18 protein-coding genes, 1 tRNA gene and 1 pseudogene are annotated in these 17,638 nt (G+C 68.4%); 6 read left to right on the top strand and 14 right to left on the bottom strand.

The window, feature by feature from the left end:
- The first annotated feature begins 34 nt into the window (after positions 1-34).
- On the top strand, positions 35-910 hold the full coding sequence (locus CWT12_RS04670; protein ID WP_161923891.1) for a thymidylate synthase: 876 nt from the start codon (positions 35-37) through the stop codon (positions 908-910).
- Complete coding sequence (locus CWT12_RS04665) at positions 907-1,602, top strand: dihydrofolate reductase (protein ID WP_337247909.1); 696 nt, start codon at positions 907-909, stop codon at positions 1,600-1,602. The genes CWT12_RS04670 and CWT12_RS04665 overlap by 4 nt, the downstream gene beginning before the upstream one ends.
- Positions 1,603-1,641: 39 nt before the next feature.
- Here CWT12_RS04665 and CWT12_RS04660 read toward each other — a convergent pair whose 3' ends face one another.
- The 3 genes from CWT12_RS04660 to CWT12_RS04650 are packed head-to-tail and all read right to left on the bottom strand — an operon-like array spanning position 1,642 to position 4,897.
- On the bottom strand, positions 1,642-3,045 hold the full coding sequence (locus CWT12_RS04660) for a sugar porter family MFS transporter (protein WP_161923890.1): 1,404 nt from the start codon (positions 3,043-3,045) through the stop codon (positions 1,642-1,644).
- A complete protein-coding gene (locus tag CWT12_RS04655) occupies positions 3,045-3,869 on the bottom strand; it encodes a TIM barrel protein (protein WP_161923889.1) in 825 nt (274 codons plus the stop codon). Before CWT12_RS04655 ends, CWT12_RS04660 begins: the two co-directional genes overlap by 1 nt.
- On the bottom strand, positions 3,866-4,897 hold the full coding sequence (locus CWT12_RS04650; RefSeq protein ID WP_161923888.1) for a Gfo/Idh/MocA family oxidoreductase: 1,032 nt from the start codon (positions 4,895-4,897) through the stop codon (positions 3,866-3,868). Before CWT12_RS04650 ends, CWT12_RS04655 begins: the two co-directional genes overlap by 4 nt.
- A gap of 287 nt (positions 4,898-5,184) precedes the next feature.
- On the opposite strand from CWT12_RS04650, the gene CWT12_RS04645 reads away from it, so the two are divergent.
- Positions 5,185-6,201, top strand: coding sequence for a LacI family DNA-binding transcriptional regulator (locus CWT12_RS04645; protein WP_161923887.1), 1,017 nt, complete (start codon positions 5,185-5,187; stop codon positions 6,199-6,201).
- Between the two features lie 60 nt (positions 6,202-6,261).
- Here the strand turns inward: CWT12_RS04645 and CWT12_RS04640 are convergent, their stop codons facing one another.
- From CWT12_RS04640 to CWT12_RS04625, 4 genes are read right to left on the bottom strand one after another with little or no spacing between them, the layout of a single operon-like run.
- Positions 6,262-7,206, bottom strand: a complete 945-nt coding sequence (locus CWT12_RS04640; RefSeq protein WP_202616316.1) for an ABC transporter substrate-binding protein — start codon at positions 7,204-7,206, stop codon at positions 6,262-6,264.
- The gene (locus tag CWT12_RS04635) at positions 7,197-7,874 is read right to left on the bottom strand and encodes an ABC transporter permease (protein ID WP_161923885.1); all 678 of its coding nucleotides are present in this window, start codon (positions 7,872-7,874) and stop codon (positions 7,197-7,199) included. Before CWT12_RS04635 ends, CWT12_RS04640 begins: the two co-directional genes overlap by 10 nt.
- Positions 7,871-8,530: an ABC transporter permease gene (locus CWT12_RS04630; RefSeq protein WP_161923884.1), complete on the bottom strand. Its 660-nt coding sequence runs from the start codon at positions 8,528-8,530 to the stop codon at positions 7,871-7,873. The genes CWT12_RS04635 and CWT12_RS04630 overlap by 4 nt, the downstream gene beginning before the upstream one ends.
- Positions 8,527-9,396, bottom strand: a complete 870-nt coding sequence (locus CWT12_RS04625; RefSeq protein WP_161923883.1) for an ABC transporter ATP-binding protein — start codon at positions 9,394-9,396, stop codon at positions 8,527-8,529. The genes CWT12_RS04630 and CWT12_RS04625 overlap by 4 nt, the downstream gene beginning before the upstream one ends.
- A gap of 159 nt (positions 9,397-9,555) precedes the next feature.
- Between CWT12_RS04625 and CWT12_RS04620 the strand changes: the two genes are divergently transcribed.
- Positions 9,556-10,155 carry a PadR family transcriptional regulator gene (locus tag CWT12_RS04620; RefSeq protein WP_161923882.1) on the top strand — a complete coding sequence of 200 codons (600 nt, stop codon included), beginning with the start codon at positions 9,556-9,558 and terminating at the stop codon, positions 10,153-10,155.
- A gap of 12 nt (positions 10,156-10,167) precedes the next feature.
- Positions 10,168-11,166: a zinc-binding dehydrogenase gene (locus tag CWT12_RS04615; protein ID WP_161923881.1), complete on the top strand. Its 999-nt coding sequence runs from the start codon at positions 10,168-10,170 to the stop codon at positions 11,164-11,166.
- Positions 11,167-11,220: 54 nt separating this feature from the next.
- On the opposite strand, the gene CWT12_RS13400 is transcribed toward CWT12_RS04615, so the two are convergent.
- The 6 genes and pseudogenes from CWT12_RS13400 to CWT12_RS04590 all read right to left on the bottom strand — a co-directional run bounded on the left by CWT12_RS13400 (position 11,221) and on the right by CWT12_RS04590 (position 16,275).
- Positions 11,221-11,535 (bottom strand): DUF1345 domain-containing protein, encoded by a 315-nt coding sequence (locus CWT12_RS13400; RefSeq protein WP_202616278.1) that lies wholly within the window; start codon positions 11,533-11,535, stop codon positions 11,221-11,223.
- A gap of 5 nt (positions 11,536-11,540) precedes the next feature.
- Complete coding sequence (locus CWT12_RS13395) at positions 11,541-11,903, bottom strand: hypothetical protein (RefSeq protein ID WP_202616277.1); 363 nt, start codon at positions 11,901-11,903, stop codon at positions 11,541-11,543.
- A 188-nt stretch (positions 11,904-12,091) separates the two neighbouring features.
- Entirely contained in the window at positions 12,092-13,516 is a 1,425-nt protein-coding gene (fumC, locus tag CWT12_RS04605; protein ID WP_161923880.1) for a class II fumarate hydratase, read from the bottom strand.
- Positions 13,517-13,610: 94 nt separating this feature from the next.
- Positions 13,611-14,537: a purine-nucleoside phosphorylase gene (locus CWT12_RS04600; protein ID WP_161923879.1), complete on the bottom strand. Its 927-nt coding sequence runs from the start codon at positions 14,535-14,537 to the stop codon at positions 13,611-13,613.
- A pseudogene (locus CWT12_RS04595) lies at positions 14,534-16,053 on the bottom strand (purine-cytosine permease family protein). The gene CWT12_RS04600 and the pseudogene CWT12_RS04595 overlap by 4 nt, the downstream one beginning before the upstream one ends.
- A 39-nt stretch (positions 16,054-16,092) precedes the next feature.
- Positions 16,093-16,275 carry a hypothetical protein gene (locus CWT12_RS04590; protein WP_161923878.1) on the bottom strand — a complete coding sequence of 61 codons (183 nt, stop codon included), beginning with the start codon at positions 16,273-16,275 and terminating at the stop codon, positions 16,093-16,095.
- 243 nt (positions 16,276-16,518) lie between these two features.
- Here CWT12_RS04590 and CWT12_RS04585 point away from each other — a divergent pair, with 243 nt between their 5' ends.
- Complete coding sequence (locus CWT12_RS04585; protein WP_161923877.1) at positions 16,519-16,788, top strand: hypothetical protein; 270 nt, start codon at positions 16,519-16,521, stop codon at positions 16,786-16,788.
- Positions 16,789-17,482: 694 nt separating this feature from the next.
- On the opposite strand, the gene CWT12_RS04580 is transcribed toward CWT12_RS04585, so the two are convergent.
- Positions 17,483-17,559: transfer RNA gene (locus CWT12_RS04580), tRNA-Met, on the bottom strand.
- Positions 17,560-17,638 lie beyond the last annotated feature (79 nt).

The raw sequence follows: 17,638 nt of genomic DNA, 5'->3' as shown, positions 1-17,638 counted from the left end.
CAGCAGATGCACTGGATGAGACGGAGACGCATTCATGAGCGACAACGCCAGCAGCAGTAGCGAGTACCCACACCTTTCGCGGATGGGACTGACGCCACCGGACGGTGTTGATACCGCCTACGAGGAGCTGCTGGCGGAAGTCCTGCTCGATGGGGCCCGCAAGGGGGACCGTACCGGCACCGGAACCCGCTCGCTGTTCGGCAGGCAGCTGCGCTACGACCTGACCAAGGGCTTTCCCCGCATCACCACGAAGTTCGTGGCCATGAAGGCCGTGAAGGGCGAGTTGCTGTGGTTCCTGCGCGGCGACATGAACGCCCGCTGGCTACAGGAGCGCGGCATCACCATCTGGGATGAGTGGGCCGGCGCCGACGGCGAGCTTGGCCCGATCTACGGCGCCCAGTGGCGCAGCTGGCCGGCGCGGGATGGCGGGGTTATCGACCAGATCGCCGGGGTGATCGACACCCTGCGCCGCGACCCCGATTCCCGGCGCATGCTCGTATCCGCCTGGAACGTGGGTGAGCTGGACCGCATGGCCCTGGCGCCCTGCCATGCCTTCTTCCAGTGCTACGTGGCCGACGGGCGCCTGTCTCTGCAGGTCTACCAGCGCTCGGCGGACCTGTTTCTGGGGGTGCCCTTCAACATTGCCTCCTACGCGCTGCTGACCCACATGCTGGCCCAGCAGGCGGAGCTGGAGGTAGGTGAACTGGTGTGGACCGGCGGGGACTGCCACATCTACAGCAATCACGTGACCCAGGTTCACGAGCAGCTCTCCCGGGTGCCACTCGCCTACCCCTTCCCCCGGCTGCGGTTGGAGCGGGCGGATTCGATTGATGCGTACGCTATGGATGACATTGACGCCTCCGCCGGCTACCAGCACCATCCGACCATCAAGGCTCCGGTGGCGGTGTGAATAACCCAGTTAGTCACACCGGTCCGGCGTCTGGGGAGCCGGGTCGGCAACAGCCAGTAGGCGCGATCTGGGCGCAGGACCGCAGCGGCGTCATCGGCGCCGATGACGAGATGCTCTGGCGGGTACCGGCGGACTTCCGCCATTTCCGCGCGGCTACCCGGGGAGGCGCCGTCGTCATGGGCCGCACCACCTGGGACTCGCTCGGAGGCGCGCTGGACGGGCGCGCCAACGTAGTCCTGACGCGAAGGAGCCACTGGACCGCGCCGGGAGCACTCGTGGCAGGCGATCTGCGCGAAGCGCTGGCGGCGGCCCACGATGCCGTCGGGAGCCTCGGTCCGGACCCACGCGAGGACGGTTACCGCAGCCTGCCACGAGTATGGGTAATAGGCGGCGGCACCGTTTACAAACAGGCGCTTGAATCCGACCTGGTGGACGAGTTGCTCATAACACTCGTCGACCTCGACGCCGGAGCGCGGGCAGCCGCGGCGGGTATAGCCCCGCAGCGGCTGGTGCATGCCCCGGCGCTCGCTCCGTCCCGATGGACCCCGGCGGCCCCCGCTCGGATCCGCGCGGACAGTGGCGGCCAGTATCGGGGGACGCGTCCTGGCGGGTGGACCACTGGCGGCGCACCAGGAGGTAGAGACCACCGTGGGGCGCGCACCGGTAGACGGTGCGCGCCCTACGGATCATGACGCCGACGTACTTTCTGCCGTGCGCTCGCTAGGGCTCCCTCAGGAGTAGCGCTCCTGGAAGATCCGCTCCAGCGCCTCCAGGGAGTGCCCCTTGGTCTCCGGCAGGAACTTGGCGTAGAAGGCCAGGCTGCCCAGGTTCACCAAGGCGAACACGAAGAACACATTGCCCTGGATGGCCTCAATGAGGTTGGGGAAGGCGAAGGCGACGATCACGTTGCCCATCCAGTTGCAGAACACCGCCACGCCGTTGGCCAGGCCGCGCACCCGCATCGGGAAGATCTCCGAGAGCATCAGCCAGAAGGTCACCCCGATGAAGCACTGCATGAAGAACAGGAAGGACAGCATGAACAGCAGCACCAGGTAGCTGCGGGCGGTCGACTCTGGCAGCAGGAACACCAGGCCCAGAGCGATCAAGGAGGCCACGCACCCGGACTGACCGGTCAGGATCATCCGGCGGCGCGGTAGCCGCTTGAGGAAGAAGGCGATGCCGATGTACACCGAGATCACCGACACCACGCCGTTGGCGATGGTCGCCACGATCGATGCCTGCGCCCCCAGACCGGTGGAGATCAGGATGGTGGGGGCGTAGTACATGATGCCGTTGACGCCGGTGAGCTGTGACAGGAATGCCAGGCCGATACCGATCAGGGTGATCTTGCGAATCCAGGGAGTGCGCAGATCCGCCCAGGAGCCCTTGCCCATACGGGCCTCCTCCTCCACGCGGCGCACGATGTCCTCGCCCTCGCCCTGAACCTGGTCGGCCATCCGGACATGGTTGAGCACGTCCCACATCTCGGCGACACGTCCTTTACGGGCCAGCCAGCGCGGCGATTCGGGCAGCAGGTGGATACCGATCCATAGCCCGATCGCAGGCAGTGAGGCGAGCACGAGCATCCACCGCCAGGCGTGAGCCCCGGGCCAGGCCGTGGCGATGATCGCGTTGAAGGTGTACGCCAGCAGCTGTCCGGTGACGATCATCAACTCGTTGCGAGAGACCATCGTGCCGCGGATCTCGACGGGTGAGATCTCGGACAGGTAGACGGGGACGGTGGCGGAGGCGCCGCCAACGGCCAGGCCCAGGATGAACCGGAATGCCACGAGGGCGGGATAAGACGGCGCCAGCGCGCAGCCGACGGCACCGACCAGGAAGATGACGGCCACCGTCATGATGTTGCGCTTGCGCCCGTAGCGGTCGGACAGGCGTCCGCCGATTAGCGCCCCGAATGCCGCTCCCACGGTCAGCGAGCTGGTGACGATCGACTCGTTGAAGGCGGTCAGTGACATCCCGCCCTCGGCGGGAGACAGCTTCAGGAACGGCAGCGCGCCGGAGATCACGCCCGTGTCGTAGCCGAAGAGGAGCCCGCCGAGCGTGGCGATCGAGCGGATGGTGAACAGCCGCCGGTCAATGTTGCGCTTTTCAGCGGAGACGCTGGCGGTGGTCATCAGCGAGTCTCCTCGACTGTGAAGGTGCGGATGAAGTCATCCAGCGCGTCGTCACTGGCGCCGGAGGCGAATGCCTCCATCGCCACCGTGCCGCGGTATCCCATTTCCGCCAGGGCCAGGGCGACGGCGCGATAGTTGATCTCACCGGTGCCGGGCTGGGCGCGCCCAGGCACATCCGCCACCTGGATCTCGCCGATCCAGGGCTGGGATTCCCGGCATAGCTCGATCAGATTCCCCTCGCCGATCTGCGCGTGATAGAGGTCGAGGTTCATCCGCAGGTGCGGGGAGTCGACAGCCGCCACCAGCGCGCGCGTGTCCTTGGCCAGGGCGAAGGGGCAACCGGGGTGATCCACTGGGAGGTTCAGGTTCTCCAGGGTGAAGATCCTTCCCTCCCGCTCCCCCAGCGCGGCCAGACGGCGCAGGGTGTCGGCCGCGCGCAGCCAGTCGCCGGGAGTGGGGTGCTCGTTGGCGACCACTGGGATGCCGCCCTCCCCCAGGCCCGTACCGTGCACGTTCAGCCGGGGGCAGTCGATCTTCTCGGCGGCGGCGAGGGACCGCTCAGCAGTGGTGAGCAGCCGGGAAATGCCGTCGTCCGTGGTCAGGTCGCCCTCTACGTATCCGGTCATGGAGACGATCTCGACGCCGTCGGCCCGCCGTGCCGCCAGCGCGTCAAGATCCTTGTTGGTCCAGTCCCACATCTCCACCCTCAGGCCCCGGGCGGCGATCGCGTCGACCCGCTCGAGGAAGGGCCGGTCGGTGAAGATCATCTCCGCGCAGGCCGCGAGGGTGAAGGCATTGTCATTGGCTACGTTCACGGGGCTCATCGGGTTACCTCCTCAAGGCGAACGGTGCGGGACTGCTGCACGGAAAGGATGGCCGCGCGGGCGATCTCCAGGGCCTTGACGCCGTCCTCACCGGTGGGAATGTCGGGGCTGCCGCCGCGGATCGCCTCCACGAAGGCCGCGAACTCCCCCACATAGGCCGAGTGCAGCAGGTCGGTGTCCGCGCGGGAGGTGTCGTAGGAGACTCCGGCGGGACCGTAGAACTCCATGTCGGTGGTGCGCCCGCTGCCGGCCGTGGCCATGCCGCCGTCGCCGAACACCTCGCCGCGCACGTCGTAGCCGTAGCTGGCGGAGAAGCTGGCCTCGGCGGTTGCGAAGGCACCGTTGTCAAAGTGCAGGTTGACCACGGAGGTGTCCAGGAAGCCGTCGCTGCGCGCGTCCGGCCGGATGAGCGCATCCGCGTGCGCGGTCACCTGGTCTACCTCGGCGCCGGGGTTGAGCCAGCGCAGCGTGTCGAAGTCATGAATGAGCGTCTCCAAGAAGATCGTCCACAGGGGCGTGCGAGCGGGATCGCCCCCGTATGGGCCGGGGTCGCGGGTGAGCGAGCGCAGTAGCTGCGGGGTACCGACGCGGCCGTCATCCACGGCGCGACGCGCCGCGATGAATCCGGGTGCGAAGCGGCGGTTGAATCCCACCTGGAGCACCACACCAGCACGTTTGGCCGCTTCGACGCACTCGGCGGCCTCATCCAGCTCGGTGGTGATGGGCTTCTCGGTGAACACGTGCTTGCCGGCCCCGGCGGCCTCGACGATCAGGTCGTGGTGCAGGGCGGCGGGCGTGGTGACAACCACGGCGTCGATATCAGGGTCGGCCAGCACTCCGGTGGCCTCGGCCTCGGCGCGGGCTCCCAGCGGCTCGGCCAGGTTGCGAGCGGCCTCGACCCGGGGATCCACAACGGCCACCAACTCCGCGGTGTGCAGGTCGTGGGCGATTGCGGTGGCGTGGTGCGTTCCAATCCGGCCGGCACCGATGAGGGCGATGCGAACCGGCGGGGTAGGACTGTTGATCATGGGTGGACTCCTTCGTCGTGTGCCGCAAGCGCTCCGGGCTGCGCGGCATTGCTTCACAAGGACCACGACTCTGCGGTCTTTGTGATGACAAATACGCTAGCACGTTCTAGGGACGAACCACCATGCAGGCGCCGCAGCCTGTAACACCACACCCGACAATCACTGATATTTCAACGAATCCAAACCGTGAGGTCTCGAGTCCGGCCGCTATAATTATAGAAATTACAGTTGTTGTCACGTATGCTTCGGCGTAGGCTTGATACGGACAATCACGGGGGTGAGCCACCATGGCGCAGCGGTCGCGCAAGCAGGTAACACTCGCTGACGTGGCGCGCGAGGCCAACTGCTCGGTGTCACTGGTGTCCATCGTGATGCGCGATGCAGCCGGCGCCTCGCAGGAGACGCGGCGCCGGGTCAAGGCGGTCGCCTCACGGCTCGGATACCGGCCTGACAGGCGCGCAAGCTCCCTGAGGTCGGGCCGCTCGAGTCAAATCGGCGTGACCTTCGACGTCCACCAGCCCTTCCACGCCGAGATCATTGACGGGCTGTACGCAGCGGCCGAGGCAGGCCGGTACGAGCTCGTGCTCTCCGCCGTAGTGGGGTCCGTGAACGACCGCCGGGCAGCCGAGACGCTGCTGCGGGACCGCTGCGAGGCGCTGGTCATGGTCGGCCCGTCACTGGGTGCTGCGCAGTTGCGCATGCTTGCTGCGGAGGTGCCCGTCGTCGCGGTTGCCCGCCCGCTTGCGTGCCCAGGTGTGGACGTGGTCAGGGTTGATGACCGGGGTGGGGTTGCCGCGGCCGTCGATCACCTAGTGCAGCTCGGGCACCGCCGCATTGTGCATGTTGACGGCGCAAGCGCTCCGTCGAGCCCGGAGCGCCGTGCCGGATACCTCGCGGCGATGGCTGCCCATGGGCTTTCCGCCGAGGCGGAGATCATCGCCGGCGGGCTGGAGCAGGAGCACGGCATACGCGCAGCCGCGCAAATGCTCGCCTCCAGTGATCCGCCTACAGCGGTGTCGGCCTTCAATGATCGGGTGGCCTCCGGGGTCATCCAGGGGTTGCTCTCCGCGGGGGTGGGAGTCCCGGACCGGGTCAGTGTGATCGGCTTCGACAATGCCAGGCGCTTCGACTCCGGCCTGGTGCCGCTGACCACCATCGACCAGAATCCCGCGCTCATGTCACAACTGGCCCTGGACCGGGCGGCCGGGAGGGCCGCAGAGCGCTACCTGCCCACCGAGCAGGTGTTGATCCCCCGGCTGATCGAGCGCGCTTCCACCGGGCCCGTCAACAGGAGCGCTAAGTGACCAACTCGGCTCGTTACCGTACGGGCCTGGTGGCTCAAGCCAATTTCGCGGCGAGCAGGCCTACAGGATGCCCTGCTCGGTGAGCCAGTCGGTGGCGATCGTGGCTGAGTCGAGCTGCTCGTCCACCGAGCGGGCGTTGAGCGCGCGCAGCGCCTCAGTGGTCAGCAGCGCGGAGACGGCATTGATCGCGGTGACGGCGCCCTCATCGAGGTCCGCGGTGACCAGCGGAGTCACGTTCTGCGGCAGGATCAGGCCCTCCGGGTCCTCCAGGACCACCAGGTCGTTGGCGTCGATGGCGGGCGAGGAGGTATAGATGTCGGCCGCCTGCACCGTTCCATCCGTGAGCGCGCCTACGGTAAGCGACCCGCCGGAGTCCTCCACGGGATAGACGTCCGCATCCACCCCGTAGACGGCCTTGATTCCCGTCGGGCCATAGGGACGAGTCTTGAACTCGGAGTTCGCCGCCACCATGACGGTGCCGTCGAGCTTGGCCAGGTCGCCGATGGAGACCAGATCGTATTCCGCGGCGAGGTCGCTGGTTACCGTGTAGGAGTCCTGGTCGGTGGCCTCGGCATAGTCGAGCACCATCAACGAGTCCGGGAGCACGTCCGACAAGGCGGCGTGGACGGAGTCAGAGTCCGTGGTGTCGGTCTCGGAGTCGTAGTACTGCAGCAGATTGCCGCCATACTCTGGCAGCACGCTGATCGCCCCCGACTCAAGCTCGGGGATGTAAACCTCGCGCTGCCCGATCTGATACTGGCGGTCGACGGTGAAGCCGGCCTGCTCGAGCGCCTGGGCGTACAGCTCGGCAATGATCTCATTGGAGTAGTACTGCTGGCTGCCCACCACGATGGTCCCGGAGCCGCCCGCGACCGTGTTGGAGGACAGCGGGTCGGAGTTGGAGCAGGCTGCGAGCGTGGCGGCCACGGCCAGCAGGCCACCGCCGGCCAAGGCGCTGCGACGCGTGAGCACCGTGCGCTTATCAGCATTGGGACTCACGGGGATTCCTTTCGGTTACGTGCACCGACCGGGGTGACGGCGCGCTGGAGGAGAATGAAGAGGACTTCGGAGAGCAGGGCCAGCACGATGACAACGAGCGAGGCGGCGAGCATCATGCCGTAGTCCTGGGTCTTGAGGCCGAGGAACATCAGCCGCCCAAGCCCGCCGGCGCCGGTGTAGGCAGCGAGCGTCGCCGTCGCGATCACCTGCAGGGTGGCCGAGCGCAGGCCCCCCACAAGCAGCGGAGCGCCCAGCGGGATCTCCACGCGGGTGAGCAGCTGGATCTCACTCATGCCGCTGGCGCGGGCGCCGTCGACGGCGACGGGATCCGCGGACTCAATGCCGGTGTAGGCACCGGCCAGCACGCTGGGCAGGGCCAGGACGATGAAGGCGAGCATGGGAGCGGACAGGCCCACGCCGAGGGCGAGCCCGAACAGGGTGATCAGGCCGAGGGTGGGCAGGGCTCGCACGGCGCCGGCCAGTGCGATGGCCGCGCCCCGCCCCCGCCCGGTGTGTCCGATCCACCAGCCCAACGGCACCCCGATGGCGGCGGCGACGGCCACCCCGAGCACCGAGTAGCCGATGTGCTGCGCCAGCAGCCGCCCGATGCCGAGCGAACCGGACCAGTTGGCGGCGGCGAAAATGTAGGCGATCGCCTCACCGAGGTAGTTCACGCCGGAGCCCCCTCACGCGTGCGGGCGCGGCGCGTCCACGGCAGCAGCACCCACCCGCCCAGCACCACCAGGGCGTCGAGTGCGACCGCGAGCAGGGCGGTGGCGGCGATCCCGGTGAGGATCTCCACGGTGATGCCGCGCTGAAAGCCGTCGGTGAACAGCCAGCCCAGGCTGCGCACGCCCAGCACCGCCCCGACCGTGGTCAGCGAGACCGTGGAGACGGTGACGACGCGCAGGCCGGCAAGGATTGCCGGGCCCGCCAGGGGCAGCTCCACGGTGGCGAAGCGGCGCAGCGCCCCCATGCCCATGGCGGTGGCGGCGTCGAGCACGCGCTGGTCGACGGCGTCAAGCGCGTCCACGGTGGTGGGTACCAGCAGGGCCAGGCCGTAGAGGGTCAGTGCGACGATAACGTTGACAGTGTCGCGGATGCCGGTGCCGAGCACGACCGGCAGGATCACGAACAGTGCCAGGGAGGGGATGGCGTACAGCAGGGAGGCGCCCGAGACGAGGATGCCGCGCAGCGGCCCGAGCCGCTGGGTCAGGCGGGCGATCGGAATGGCGAGCACCAGGGTCGCCACGATCGCGGGCACCGCCTGACTCACGTGTGCGATCAGGTAGGAGCCGATCGCCGGGAGATTGTTCAGGAACCAGGTCACGGGCGCGCTCCCGCGTCCGCGTCGATCCGCCCTATCGCCCGGCCGGCCCGGTCCAGGACCACCCGGCTGCCGGCGACGTCGGCCAGGCGCAGGGCGCGCTCGGCGTCGTCGAGACCGAGGAAGCGGGCGACGAAGTCGTCGGCCGGATCGCAGAGCAGCTGCGCACCGGTGCCGCGCTGCGCGATCTGAGCGCCCTCGCGCAGGAGGATGATCTCGTCGCCGAGCATCAGGGCCTCGTCAACGTCGTGGGTGACGAAGATGATGGTCTTGGCGAGCTCACCCTGAATGCGCAGTAACTCCCGCTGCAGGTCGCGGCGCACGAGGGGGTCCACCGCACCGAAGGGCTCATCCATCAGAAGCACGCCGGGGTCGGCTGCGAGCGCGCGGGCCACGCCGACGCGCTGGGCCTGCCCACCCGAGAGCTGGCCCGGGTAGCGGTCAGCCAGGTCCTCCGCCAGCCCCAGCATGCCCATAAGCTCCAGGGCGCGCGCCCGGGCCGAGGACTTGCCGGTGCCGTTCAGGCGCGGCACCAGGGTGATGTTGTCCAGCACCCGCCTGTGTGGCAGCAGCCCCGCGTTCTGCATGACGTAGCCGATGGACCGGCGCAGGGCCACCGGGCTGCCGTCCTGGACGTCCTCACCGTCGAGCAGAATCCGGCCTTCGGTCGGCTCTACCATGCGATTGACCATGCGCAGCAGCGTGGTCTTACCACAGCCCGAGGAGCCGAGCAGGACGGTTATGGAGCCGGCGGGCAGGACGGCGGAGAAGGAGTCGACGGCGGCCCGTCGGCCAGCGGGCTCACTGCCCGCGGGTGCCGGGTAACGCTTGGTGACATCGGAGAACTCGATGGTGCTGGCCCCTGTCATGGCCGGCCTGGAACCTGCGGTGGCAGGCGCGGACGCACCGGTGATCCGAGTCCCGGTTCCCAGTCCCATACGACTGTCTCCTCTCCTCCGCCGAGCGGCGACGTCGCCCTACCGTAACAACGCTTTGCGGATATGTCGATTCGATGTAGTGTATTGGCCGTGCTTGAGCTCAAGATCCTAGGGTTCCTTGATGAGCACCCGCTACACGGCTACGAGCTGCGGCAGCGGATTATTGAGCTGGACGGGCCGGGGGGACGCCTGTCAGAGGGGGCCCTCTACCCCGCCCTGGCGCGGCTGGAGAAGGCGGGCCTGCTCATCCGCACCAACGAGCCCGGGGCCCGCGGCCGTCCTCGCAAGCGGATTGAAATCACCGCTGCGGGTCGTGAGCGCCTGCAGGAGTTGCTGCGGCACCCGAGCGAGGCGGACCTGTCATCCATGCCACGGTTCCTGGTAGTCCTCGCCTTCCTGTCCCGCCTGCCCGACAGCGCGGAGCGTGAGGCCGTGCTGCGCCGTCGCCTGGAGGTTCTGGCCGCACCGGCGCCGACCTTCTTCTACGACGACGGCGAACCCCGCCGCGCGGCCGCCGAGACCGACCCGTACCGGCGCGGCATGACCCGGATCGCGGCGGCGTCGCGCCGCGCGGAGGTCGACTGGCTGCGGCGGACGCTCGGCGTTGCTGCGGCCTCCGCCGCCTCTGGGCAGGCCGACGTGCCCACGCCATCCACTGCTCCATCCGCTCTCGATTCCCCAAACGCATAGGAGTCCCACCTGATGAGTACCCTCCCCACTACGCCCGCAAGCATGCGCGCCGCCGTGCTGGCCGCCCCCGGTATTGAGAATCTGCACGTGATGGACGTGCCCGTCCCGCAGCCGCGCCCCGGCTGGGTCCGACTGAAGGTCATGGCCTTCGGCCTGAACCGCAGCGAGTACCACTCGGTGACCGGGCAGGCCGGCGGCATGAGCTATCCGCGCGTGCTGGGGATCGAGGCATCCGGCGTCGTGGACCTGGATCCCGAGGGACGGCTGGCTCCCGGAACTCAGGCGGTCACCATGATGGGCGGCATGGGGCGCGCCTTCGACGGTGGTTACGCCCAGTACGTGGTGGTGCCGCGCGAGCAGGTCATCACCTTTCACTCCGGCCTGCCGTGGGAGGTGATCGGCTCGGTGCCCGAGACGCTGCAGACCGCCTACGGCTCCCTGACCACCGGGCTGAGTCTGCAGCCCGGCCAGAGCCTGCTGGTGCGCGGCGGCACGTCGGCGCTGGGTCTGGCCACAGCGGCGCTGGCGCTTGACATGGGCTGCACGGTCTACGCCACTTCCCGCCGGGAGGCCGGACTGGAGCTGCTCGCCTCCCGGGGCGTGACGGCACTGCGCGACGACGGCGCCGTGGCCGAGCAGGTGCGCCGGTACGCGCCCGCGGGGGTGGACGCGGTGCTGGAGCTGGTGGGTGTGCCGACGCTGCGCGACTCGCTGCTGGCGACCGCCGTGCACGGCACCGTGTGCTTCACCGGGATGCTGTCGGACTCGTGGACCATCAAGGACTTCTACCCGCTGGACTGGATCCCGAACGGGGTGCGGCTGACCACCTACTCCGGCCAGGCCTCCGACCTGCCGGAGGCGGAGCTGCAGCGGGTGCTGGACCGGATTGAGACGGGCGCCCTGGACTTCCTGCCGGTGCACACCTACCCGTTGGAGGACGTGGTTCAGGCGCAGCGGGACATGGCGTCCGGGGCGTACACCGGCAAGCTGGTCGGGATGCCCTGGGCCTGAGTGCGGCGCACACCGGCCTGCCCCTGGACTGTCCCGCCCGGCGACGATCCGTGGTCAGCTGGTAATCAATCGGAATGCGATTGCCAAGACGATCGCGTTGTAGAAGAAGGCGAGGACGGAGTGCACTAGCACCGTCCAGCGCAGGCGCCGAGAAACCACCATGACATCAGAGGTGGCGAAGGTGGTGCCCACGGTCAGGGAGAAGTACACGTAGTCGGTCAGGTCCGGGTCCGTCGTGCCGGGGAACCTGAGGGACGGCCCGTACAGATGGTCCAGGCGCTCGTAATGGCGTGCGTACCCCAGGTGCAGCAGAGCCCAGCCGAGCACCGCCATCAGGATTGTCATCACGATGGCAACTGCCTGAATCACTCTGATCAGGGATGCCGTCTGCGCGGCGCCGTACACGCCGGACAGCTGGTCGACCAGCTCCTGGGGATGTTCGCTCCCGCCAGCGCATTGATCAGGCCCATAAGCGCCGCAACGACCGGCGCGGAGCCCAGAAGCGCAACCAGCCGACGATGCAGCCTGAGTGCGGGCTCCCGAATCTCACGGTCGTCTGGCAGCACCCGACGGCGCCAGGCAGCCCACAGCAGGGTGGCAACGTAGATCAGGGCCAAGAGCACCCAGGCTGCCGAACAGTACGCCGCCGGCTCGGTGTCGCCCCCGACGATGGCCACCAGGCCGAGCGCTATCAGCAGCGCCTCCACAACCAGGCCCACGATACTCGCGCGCGTCATGGCCGAAGCCTGCCATGGTTAGCCGCCGCGGAGCCAATACACCGCTCATGCTGCGTCCTCCCGAAGCGGGCCCATGCCGCCCGCCCAGGCCACGGGAATGCGACATCGTCCCCCGGCAGCACGTCAGGTTCCGCCGGGGGACGATGCCCGTGATGCAAAATGCGTTCAGGAAGGACTGGCCGCCTAGCTCACTCGTCCGCGGCGGACGGGTGGGTCATGTCGGCCGGGACCACCCAAGCGTCGAACTCGGCCTCGGTGACGAAGCCCAGCTCGAGGGCGGACTCGCGCAGGGACAGCCCCTTCTTGTGGGCGTTCTTGGCGATCTTGGAGGCCTTGTCGTAGCCGATGTGGCGGTTGAGCGCGGTGACCTGCATAAGGTTGGATTCCAGGTTGGCCTGGATCTTCTCGCGGTTGGGCTCGATGCCGTAGGCGCAGTTCTCATCGAAGGACACGCAGGTGTCACCCAGCAGTTGGATGGACTCCAGCACGCACCAGGCCATGACGGGCTTGAACACGTTGAGCTGGAAGTTGCCCTGGCTGCCGGCGAAGCCGACGGTAGCGTCGTTGCCGAAGACCTTGGTGGCGACCATGGTCATGGCCTCGCACTGGGTGGGGTTGACCTTGCCGGGCATGATGGAGGAGCCGGGCTCGTTCTCGGGGATGATCAGTTCGCCGATGCCGTTGCGAGGGCCGGAGGCGTACCAGCGCACGTCGTTGGCGATCTTCATCAGGGCGTCGGCCAGCACCCGCAGCGCGCCGGAGACCAGTACGAGCGCGTCGTGGGCGCCGAGCGCGGCGAAGAGGTTGTCGGCCTGCTTGAACTCGATGCCGGTCTCCTCGCTGATCTTCTTGGCGGTCAGTTCCCCGAACTTCGGGTGGGCGTTCAGGCCGGTGCCGACGGCGGTACCGCCGATGGCGAGTTCACGGGCGCGGGAGTCGGCGTAGCGGATACCGTCCAGCGCGAAGTCGATCTGGGCGACCCAGCCGGAGATGACCTGGCCCAGGCGGATGGGGGTGGCGTCCTGCAGGTGGGTGCGGCCGACCATGACGACGTCGTCGAACTCCTTGGCCTTGGCGTCCAGGGTGTCTCGCAGCTGCTGCACGCGCGGGTACATGGCCGCCAGCTCGGAGACGACGGCAATGTGCATGGCGGTGGGGAAGGTGTCATTGGAGGACTGGCCCCGGTTGACGTGGTCATTGGGGTGGACCGGGCTCTTGGAGCCCATCTGGCCGCCGGCCAGCTCAATGGCGCGGTTGGAGATGACCTCGTTGGCGTTCATGTTGGACTGGGTTCCCGAGCCGGTCTGGAACACTACGAGCGGGAAGTGGGAGTCGAGCTCACCGGAGATGACCTCGTCTCCGGCCTGGGCGATCAGATCGGCGATCTCCCGGGGCAGCTCGCCCAGCTCGGCGTTGGCCAGGGCGGCGGACTTCTTGAGCACGCCCAGGGCCCGGATGAGGGGGCGGGTGAGCACGAAGGTCTCGCGGCCGATGTCGAAGTTGTGCAGGGAGCGTTCGGTCTGGGCCCCCCAGTAGCGGTCGGAGGCGACCTCTACGGTGCCCATGGAGTCTGATTCGGTGCGCGTCGTCGCGGCGGAGTTCTCAGGTGCCATGGTCCAAGGCTAGCCGGATGCTGACGCGCGCGGGCGGGGACGGGCGTCCTATGTCAGGACCTGCGGTGCCGGGGCAGGGCGCCCGCCCGACTGCTCACAGCGCCCTCAAGACCTCCGCGGCACCGGCGGCAAGCGTTTGATGAGCGGCGGCCACCAGGCGTACCACCTCATCCGGGTCGGTCGGTGCCGCAGCGAATGACAGGTCGGATACGACGCTCATCCCCACCACGCGCACGCCCAGCTGACGCAGGGCGATGGCCTCCAGAATCGTGGACATGCCCACGCAATCGGCTCCGAGGGCTGCCAGCATGCGGGATTCGGCCTGGGTCTGGTACTCCGGTCCACGCACCATGGCGTACACGCCGGCGCGCTGGGTGTGTGCGCGCACGGTGGCAGTCAGCTGCGGATCCCACAGCTCACGCTGGTCGACGAACACGGTGCCGTCGAAGGGTGAGGCGCCGGACAGGTTGAGGTGATCGGTGATCGTCATGACGTCTCCGATCTCCCAGTCCCGCAGGCAGCCGTTGGCGTTGATCAGGACGGCGGCGCGCACGCCCGTGGCGGCCGCAGCCCGCGCCAGGGCGACGACGGCACCGGGCCCACGTCCCTCATACAGGTGGGTGCGTCCGTGGGCCACTAGGACGCGCCTGCTCCCGGACGAGGTCGCGGCCGCCGGGGCGGGACCGTCCGCATAGACCGGAGTCAGTGGAAGTGGCAGCTCATAGGAGTCGAGCCGATCGACATGCCCGGGTGCGACGGGGGCGGTGATCCCGGGCAGATCGGAAAGCGGCAGTGATGCCGCCGGCGCACCCCAGCCGTCCAGGGCGCCGTCGGCGCCCGAGCCGAGTACGACCAGCACGTCGTGATGGGCGGATCCGGTACGCCGGGCGATCTGGTGGGCGGCCTCCAGGGCGGGGCCCGGGCCGATGCCGCCCCCGGACTCGGTGAGGGCGGCAAGCAACTCGGCGGGAACGCCGTCGGGCCCTAGGGGGGACTGCGGGAGGGGGCCGACGGTACTCATGCCTGCTCCCCCGCCTGCTCCTGGGCTTGCACGCGGCGCCTGCCGAGGAGCAGGTGCCCGAGCAGGCCGATCAGCAGTGCCACAAGAACGCCCAGGTTCGCACCGGCCCAGGCGCCGTCGCGGCCACCCAGGGGCCCAAGCAGGTAGCCCTGCCAGCTCAGCCAGGAGGCGGCGGAGTTGACCACCAGGCCCCAGCCGACCCCGGAGCCGAGGACGACCAGCGCGATAGCCTCCAGGTTGACCGAGCCGTAGACGCCGTCGGGGGTGAACAGTGCGGCCTCGTCGTAGTCGCGGCGGCGCAGGCGCACCTCGGCGAGCATGACACCCGCCCAGGCGGCGATCACCACGCCCAGGGTGGTCAGGAATCCCTGGAAGGGCCCGAGGAAGTCCTCCGCCCCGAAGATCACGGCGATGGTGCCCACCGTCATGATGGTCGCATCGATGGCGGTCGCCTGGTGCCGCTTCACGGGCACGCCGGTGGCCAGGAGGGACAGCCCCGAGGAGTACAGGTCCATGATGATTCCGCCGGCGAGCCCCAGGATCGCCACGACGGCGAAGGGGACCAGGAACCAGGTGGGCAGGATGGTGGTGAGGGCGCCGATGGGGTCGGCGTCAATGGCGGTGCCGAGCTCGGGGTCGGAGCCGACCAGCATGATGCCGGCGACGACGAGGACGACGACTGGCAGGGAGGAGCCGATGGTGGTCCACGCGATCACGCCGCCGGTGGAGGCGCTGCGCGGCAGGTAGCGGGAGTAGTCCGCGGCGGCGTTGACCCAGCCCAGGCCGAATCCGGTGGCGACCATGACCAGGGCACCGATGAAGGCGGCCGCCGAGCCGGCGGGTAGCGCCGCCAGCGCGGAGAAGTCGATCTGCGGGGAGACCAGTAGCAGGTAGACCATGGTGAGTATGCCCGTGGCCCAGGTGATCCATGTCTGCACCCGCATGATGGTGTCGAAGCCGAGGATGCCGGCGCTGGCCGCGAGTCCCACGGTCAGCAGGAAGCCGACGATCTGGGCGCCGAGCTCGTTGTGCCAGCCCAGGGCCTGCAGCACCGTGGCGGAGGCGAGGGACGCGGACACGCACAGCACTGTTTCCCAGCCGACGGTGAGGATCCAGGAGATGGCGGCGGACAGGCGGTTGCCGTGGTAGCCAAAGGCGGCGCGTGACAGGGCCAGGGTGGGGGCGCTGCCGCGCTTGCCGAGCACGGCGATGAAGCCGCAAAGCAGGAAGGAGACGACTACGCCGACTACGCCGGCGACTACGGCCTGGGCGAAGGACAGGCCGAAGCCGAGCACCCAGGCGCCCCAGGACAGTCCGAGCACCGAGATATTGGCGGCGAACCAGGGCATGAACAGGTCGCGGGGCGGCCCTTGCGCTCGGACTCGGCGATCACGTCCAGGCCGGCGTTCTCAATGCGGGAACTGGCTGAGTCCGCACCGGTGGCCGACTGGGGACCGGGCGCGGCGGTGGCGGCGGCAACCGGGGATTCAGCTAGGGAGGAAGGCGAGTCTGTCATGGCGGGACACTACCTCAACGATGCAGTGAGCCTTTCTCATCAGTGGCGGTAGTTGTTCAGGTTGACGATGATCAGGATGGCTCTCCGGGCGGGGGCCCGCAGACTGGCCTGAACCTGGTTGTAGGTCTGGTCAGCGGGGTCACGCTCGGGTCTCCCGGTCGGCGCCCTCACCGCCGCCGGCACACAGGTGAGCCGCACTGACATCGCATCGGATGCTCTCACCGTCCGGCCTGGACTAGACCTGGACTAGACAGGGCGCTCACGTCACTAGTCGCCGACGACACTCTCGTTGCCCAGGCGAGCAACCAGTCGCCCGCAACTGGCCGCCGAACAGGCGAAGGCACAGGGGTACGACGCCGACCGGATCCGCTCGATGGTGACACTCGCCTCTAGTGGTGAGGCGACCGCCCATGTGGCTGCAGGCAGCACCGGGGAGTCGCCCAGATCGCCGCGGCCCTACTCGAAATGCTCGCCTACCCGATCATCGTGCCGACCGTGCACCGAGACGAGGCCGCGCCCGTGCCGACGGACGTCGACGAGCTCGCCGCTCTCCTGGACCAGCCCGACAGCGAGCTCGATGCTGGAGAGTCGACGATGCTGCTGCAGGCCGCGCTGAAGCTGCGCCGCCTGGACGCCGCCAACCGCACCATGGCCGAGCTATTGGTCTCGACTGCTGACCAGGCCACCGGGTGGCTGGTAGCCCTGAGCGACCACACCACCCTGTACCGGTGCTGACTGAACCAGCGCACCACCGCCGAGCAGGACCCCGAAACCGCCGCCCGCACCGGCCCCAGGCGGTGGTACAACACCCATCCCCAGAGGAAGACCTCGGGACCCGCGAAGGCTGGGCCGGAGCAACCAGCTAGAACACCGCGACACGCACCAACCGCACACACACTCGCGCCGACAACCCCGCAACTGCCACCACGCCACTAGATCCACCCCGGGACGGCGCCGGGACAAAGCCGGGACGAAGCACGGCACACGCATCCGGCGCCCGGACCGCTTACCCGCCCCGTGTCTTGCACGACCTCGGGCCGCGTTCCACGACCTTGGTGTACGTTGCACGACCACCCCGGGGTCGTGGAGTGCGCACCAAGGTCGTGCAGTGCCACCCAGGGTCGTGCAGTGTCGTGCAGTGTCATGCAAAGCCGCCCAGTCCCCGACGCCGGAGGCCACCACTAGCGCCAGTACGCACCCCGCAGGATGGGGCACCACACCCACCCCCGAAGAAGGCCTCAGGACCCGCAAAGGCCGGGCCGGACCAACCAGCTAGAACACACGACACGCCGGTCTAAAGCACCACGTTTGCGCCGATAACCCACCACACACATTCGCGCCGATAACCCACAAGTGTCCAGTCGGTAGTATTTGGACAAAACTGAAGGGCGGAATCGCAACTTGTTTCCGTTGCGATTCCGCCCTTCCGTGGTAGCGGGGGCAGGATTCGAACCTGCGACCTCCGGGTTATGAGCCCGGCGAGCTACCGAACTGCTCCACCCCGCGTCGTGGTCATTACTCTAGTCCGCCGCCCGCGGGGACGACAAACCCGGGCGACGTGCCCTTGCTCACCACGACGCATGCG

The organism is Actinomyces sp. 432 (assembly GCF_009930875.1).
Lineage (GTDB): Bacteria > Actinomycetota > Actinomycetes > Actinomycetales > Actinomycetaceae > Actinomyces.
The sequence above is the reverse complement of the archived record's forward strand: the minus strand, read 5'-3'. Positions and strand labels throughout refer to the sequence as shown.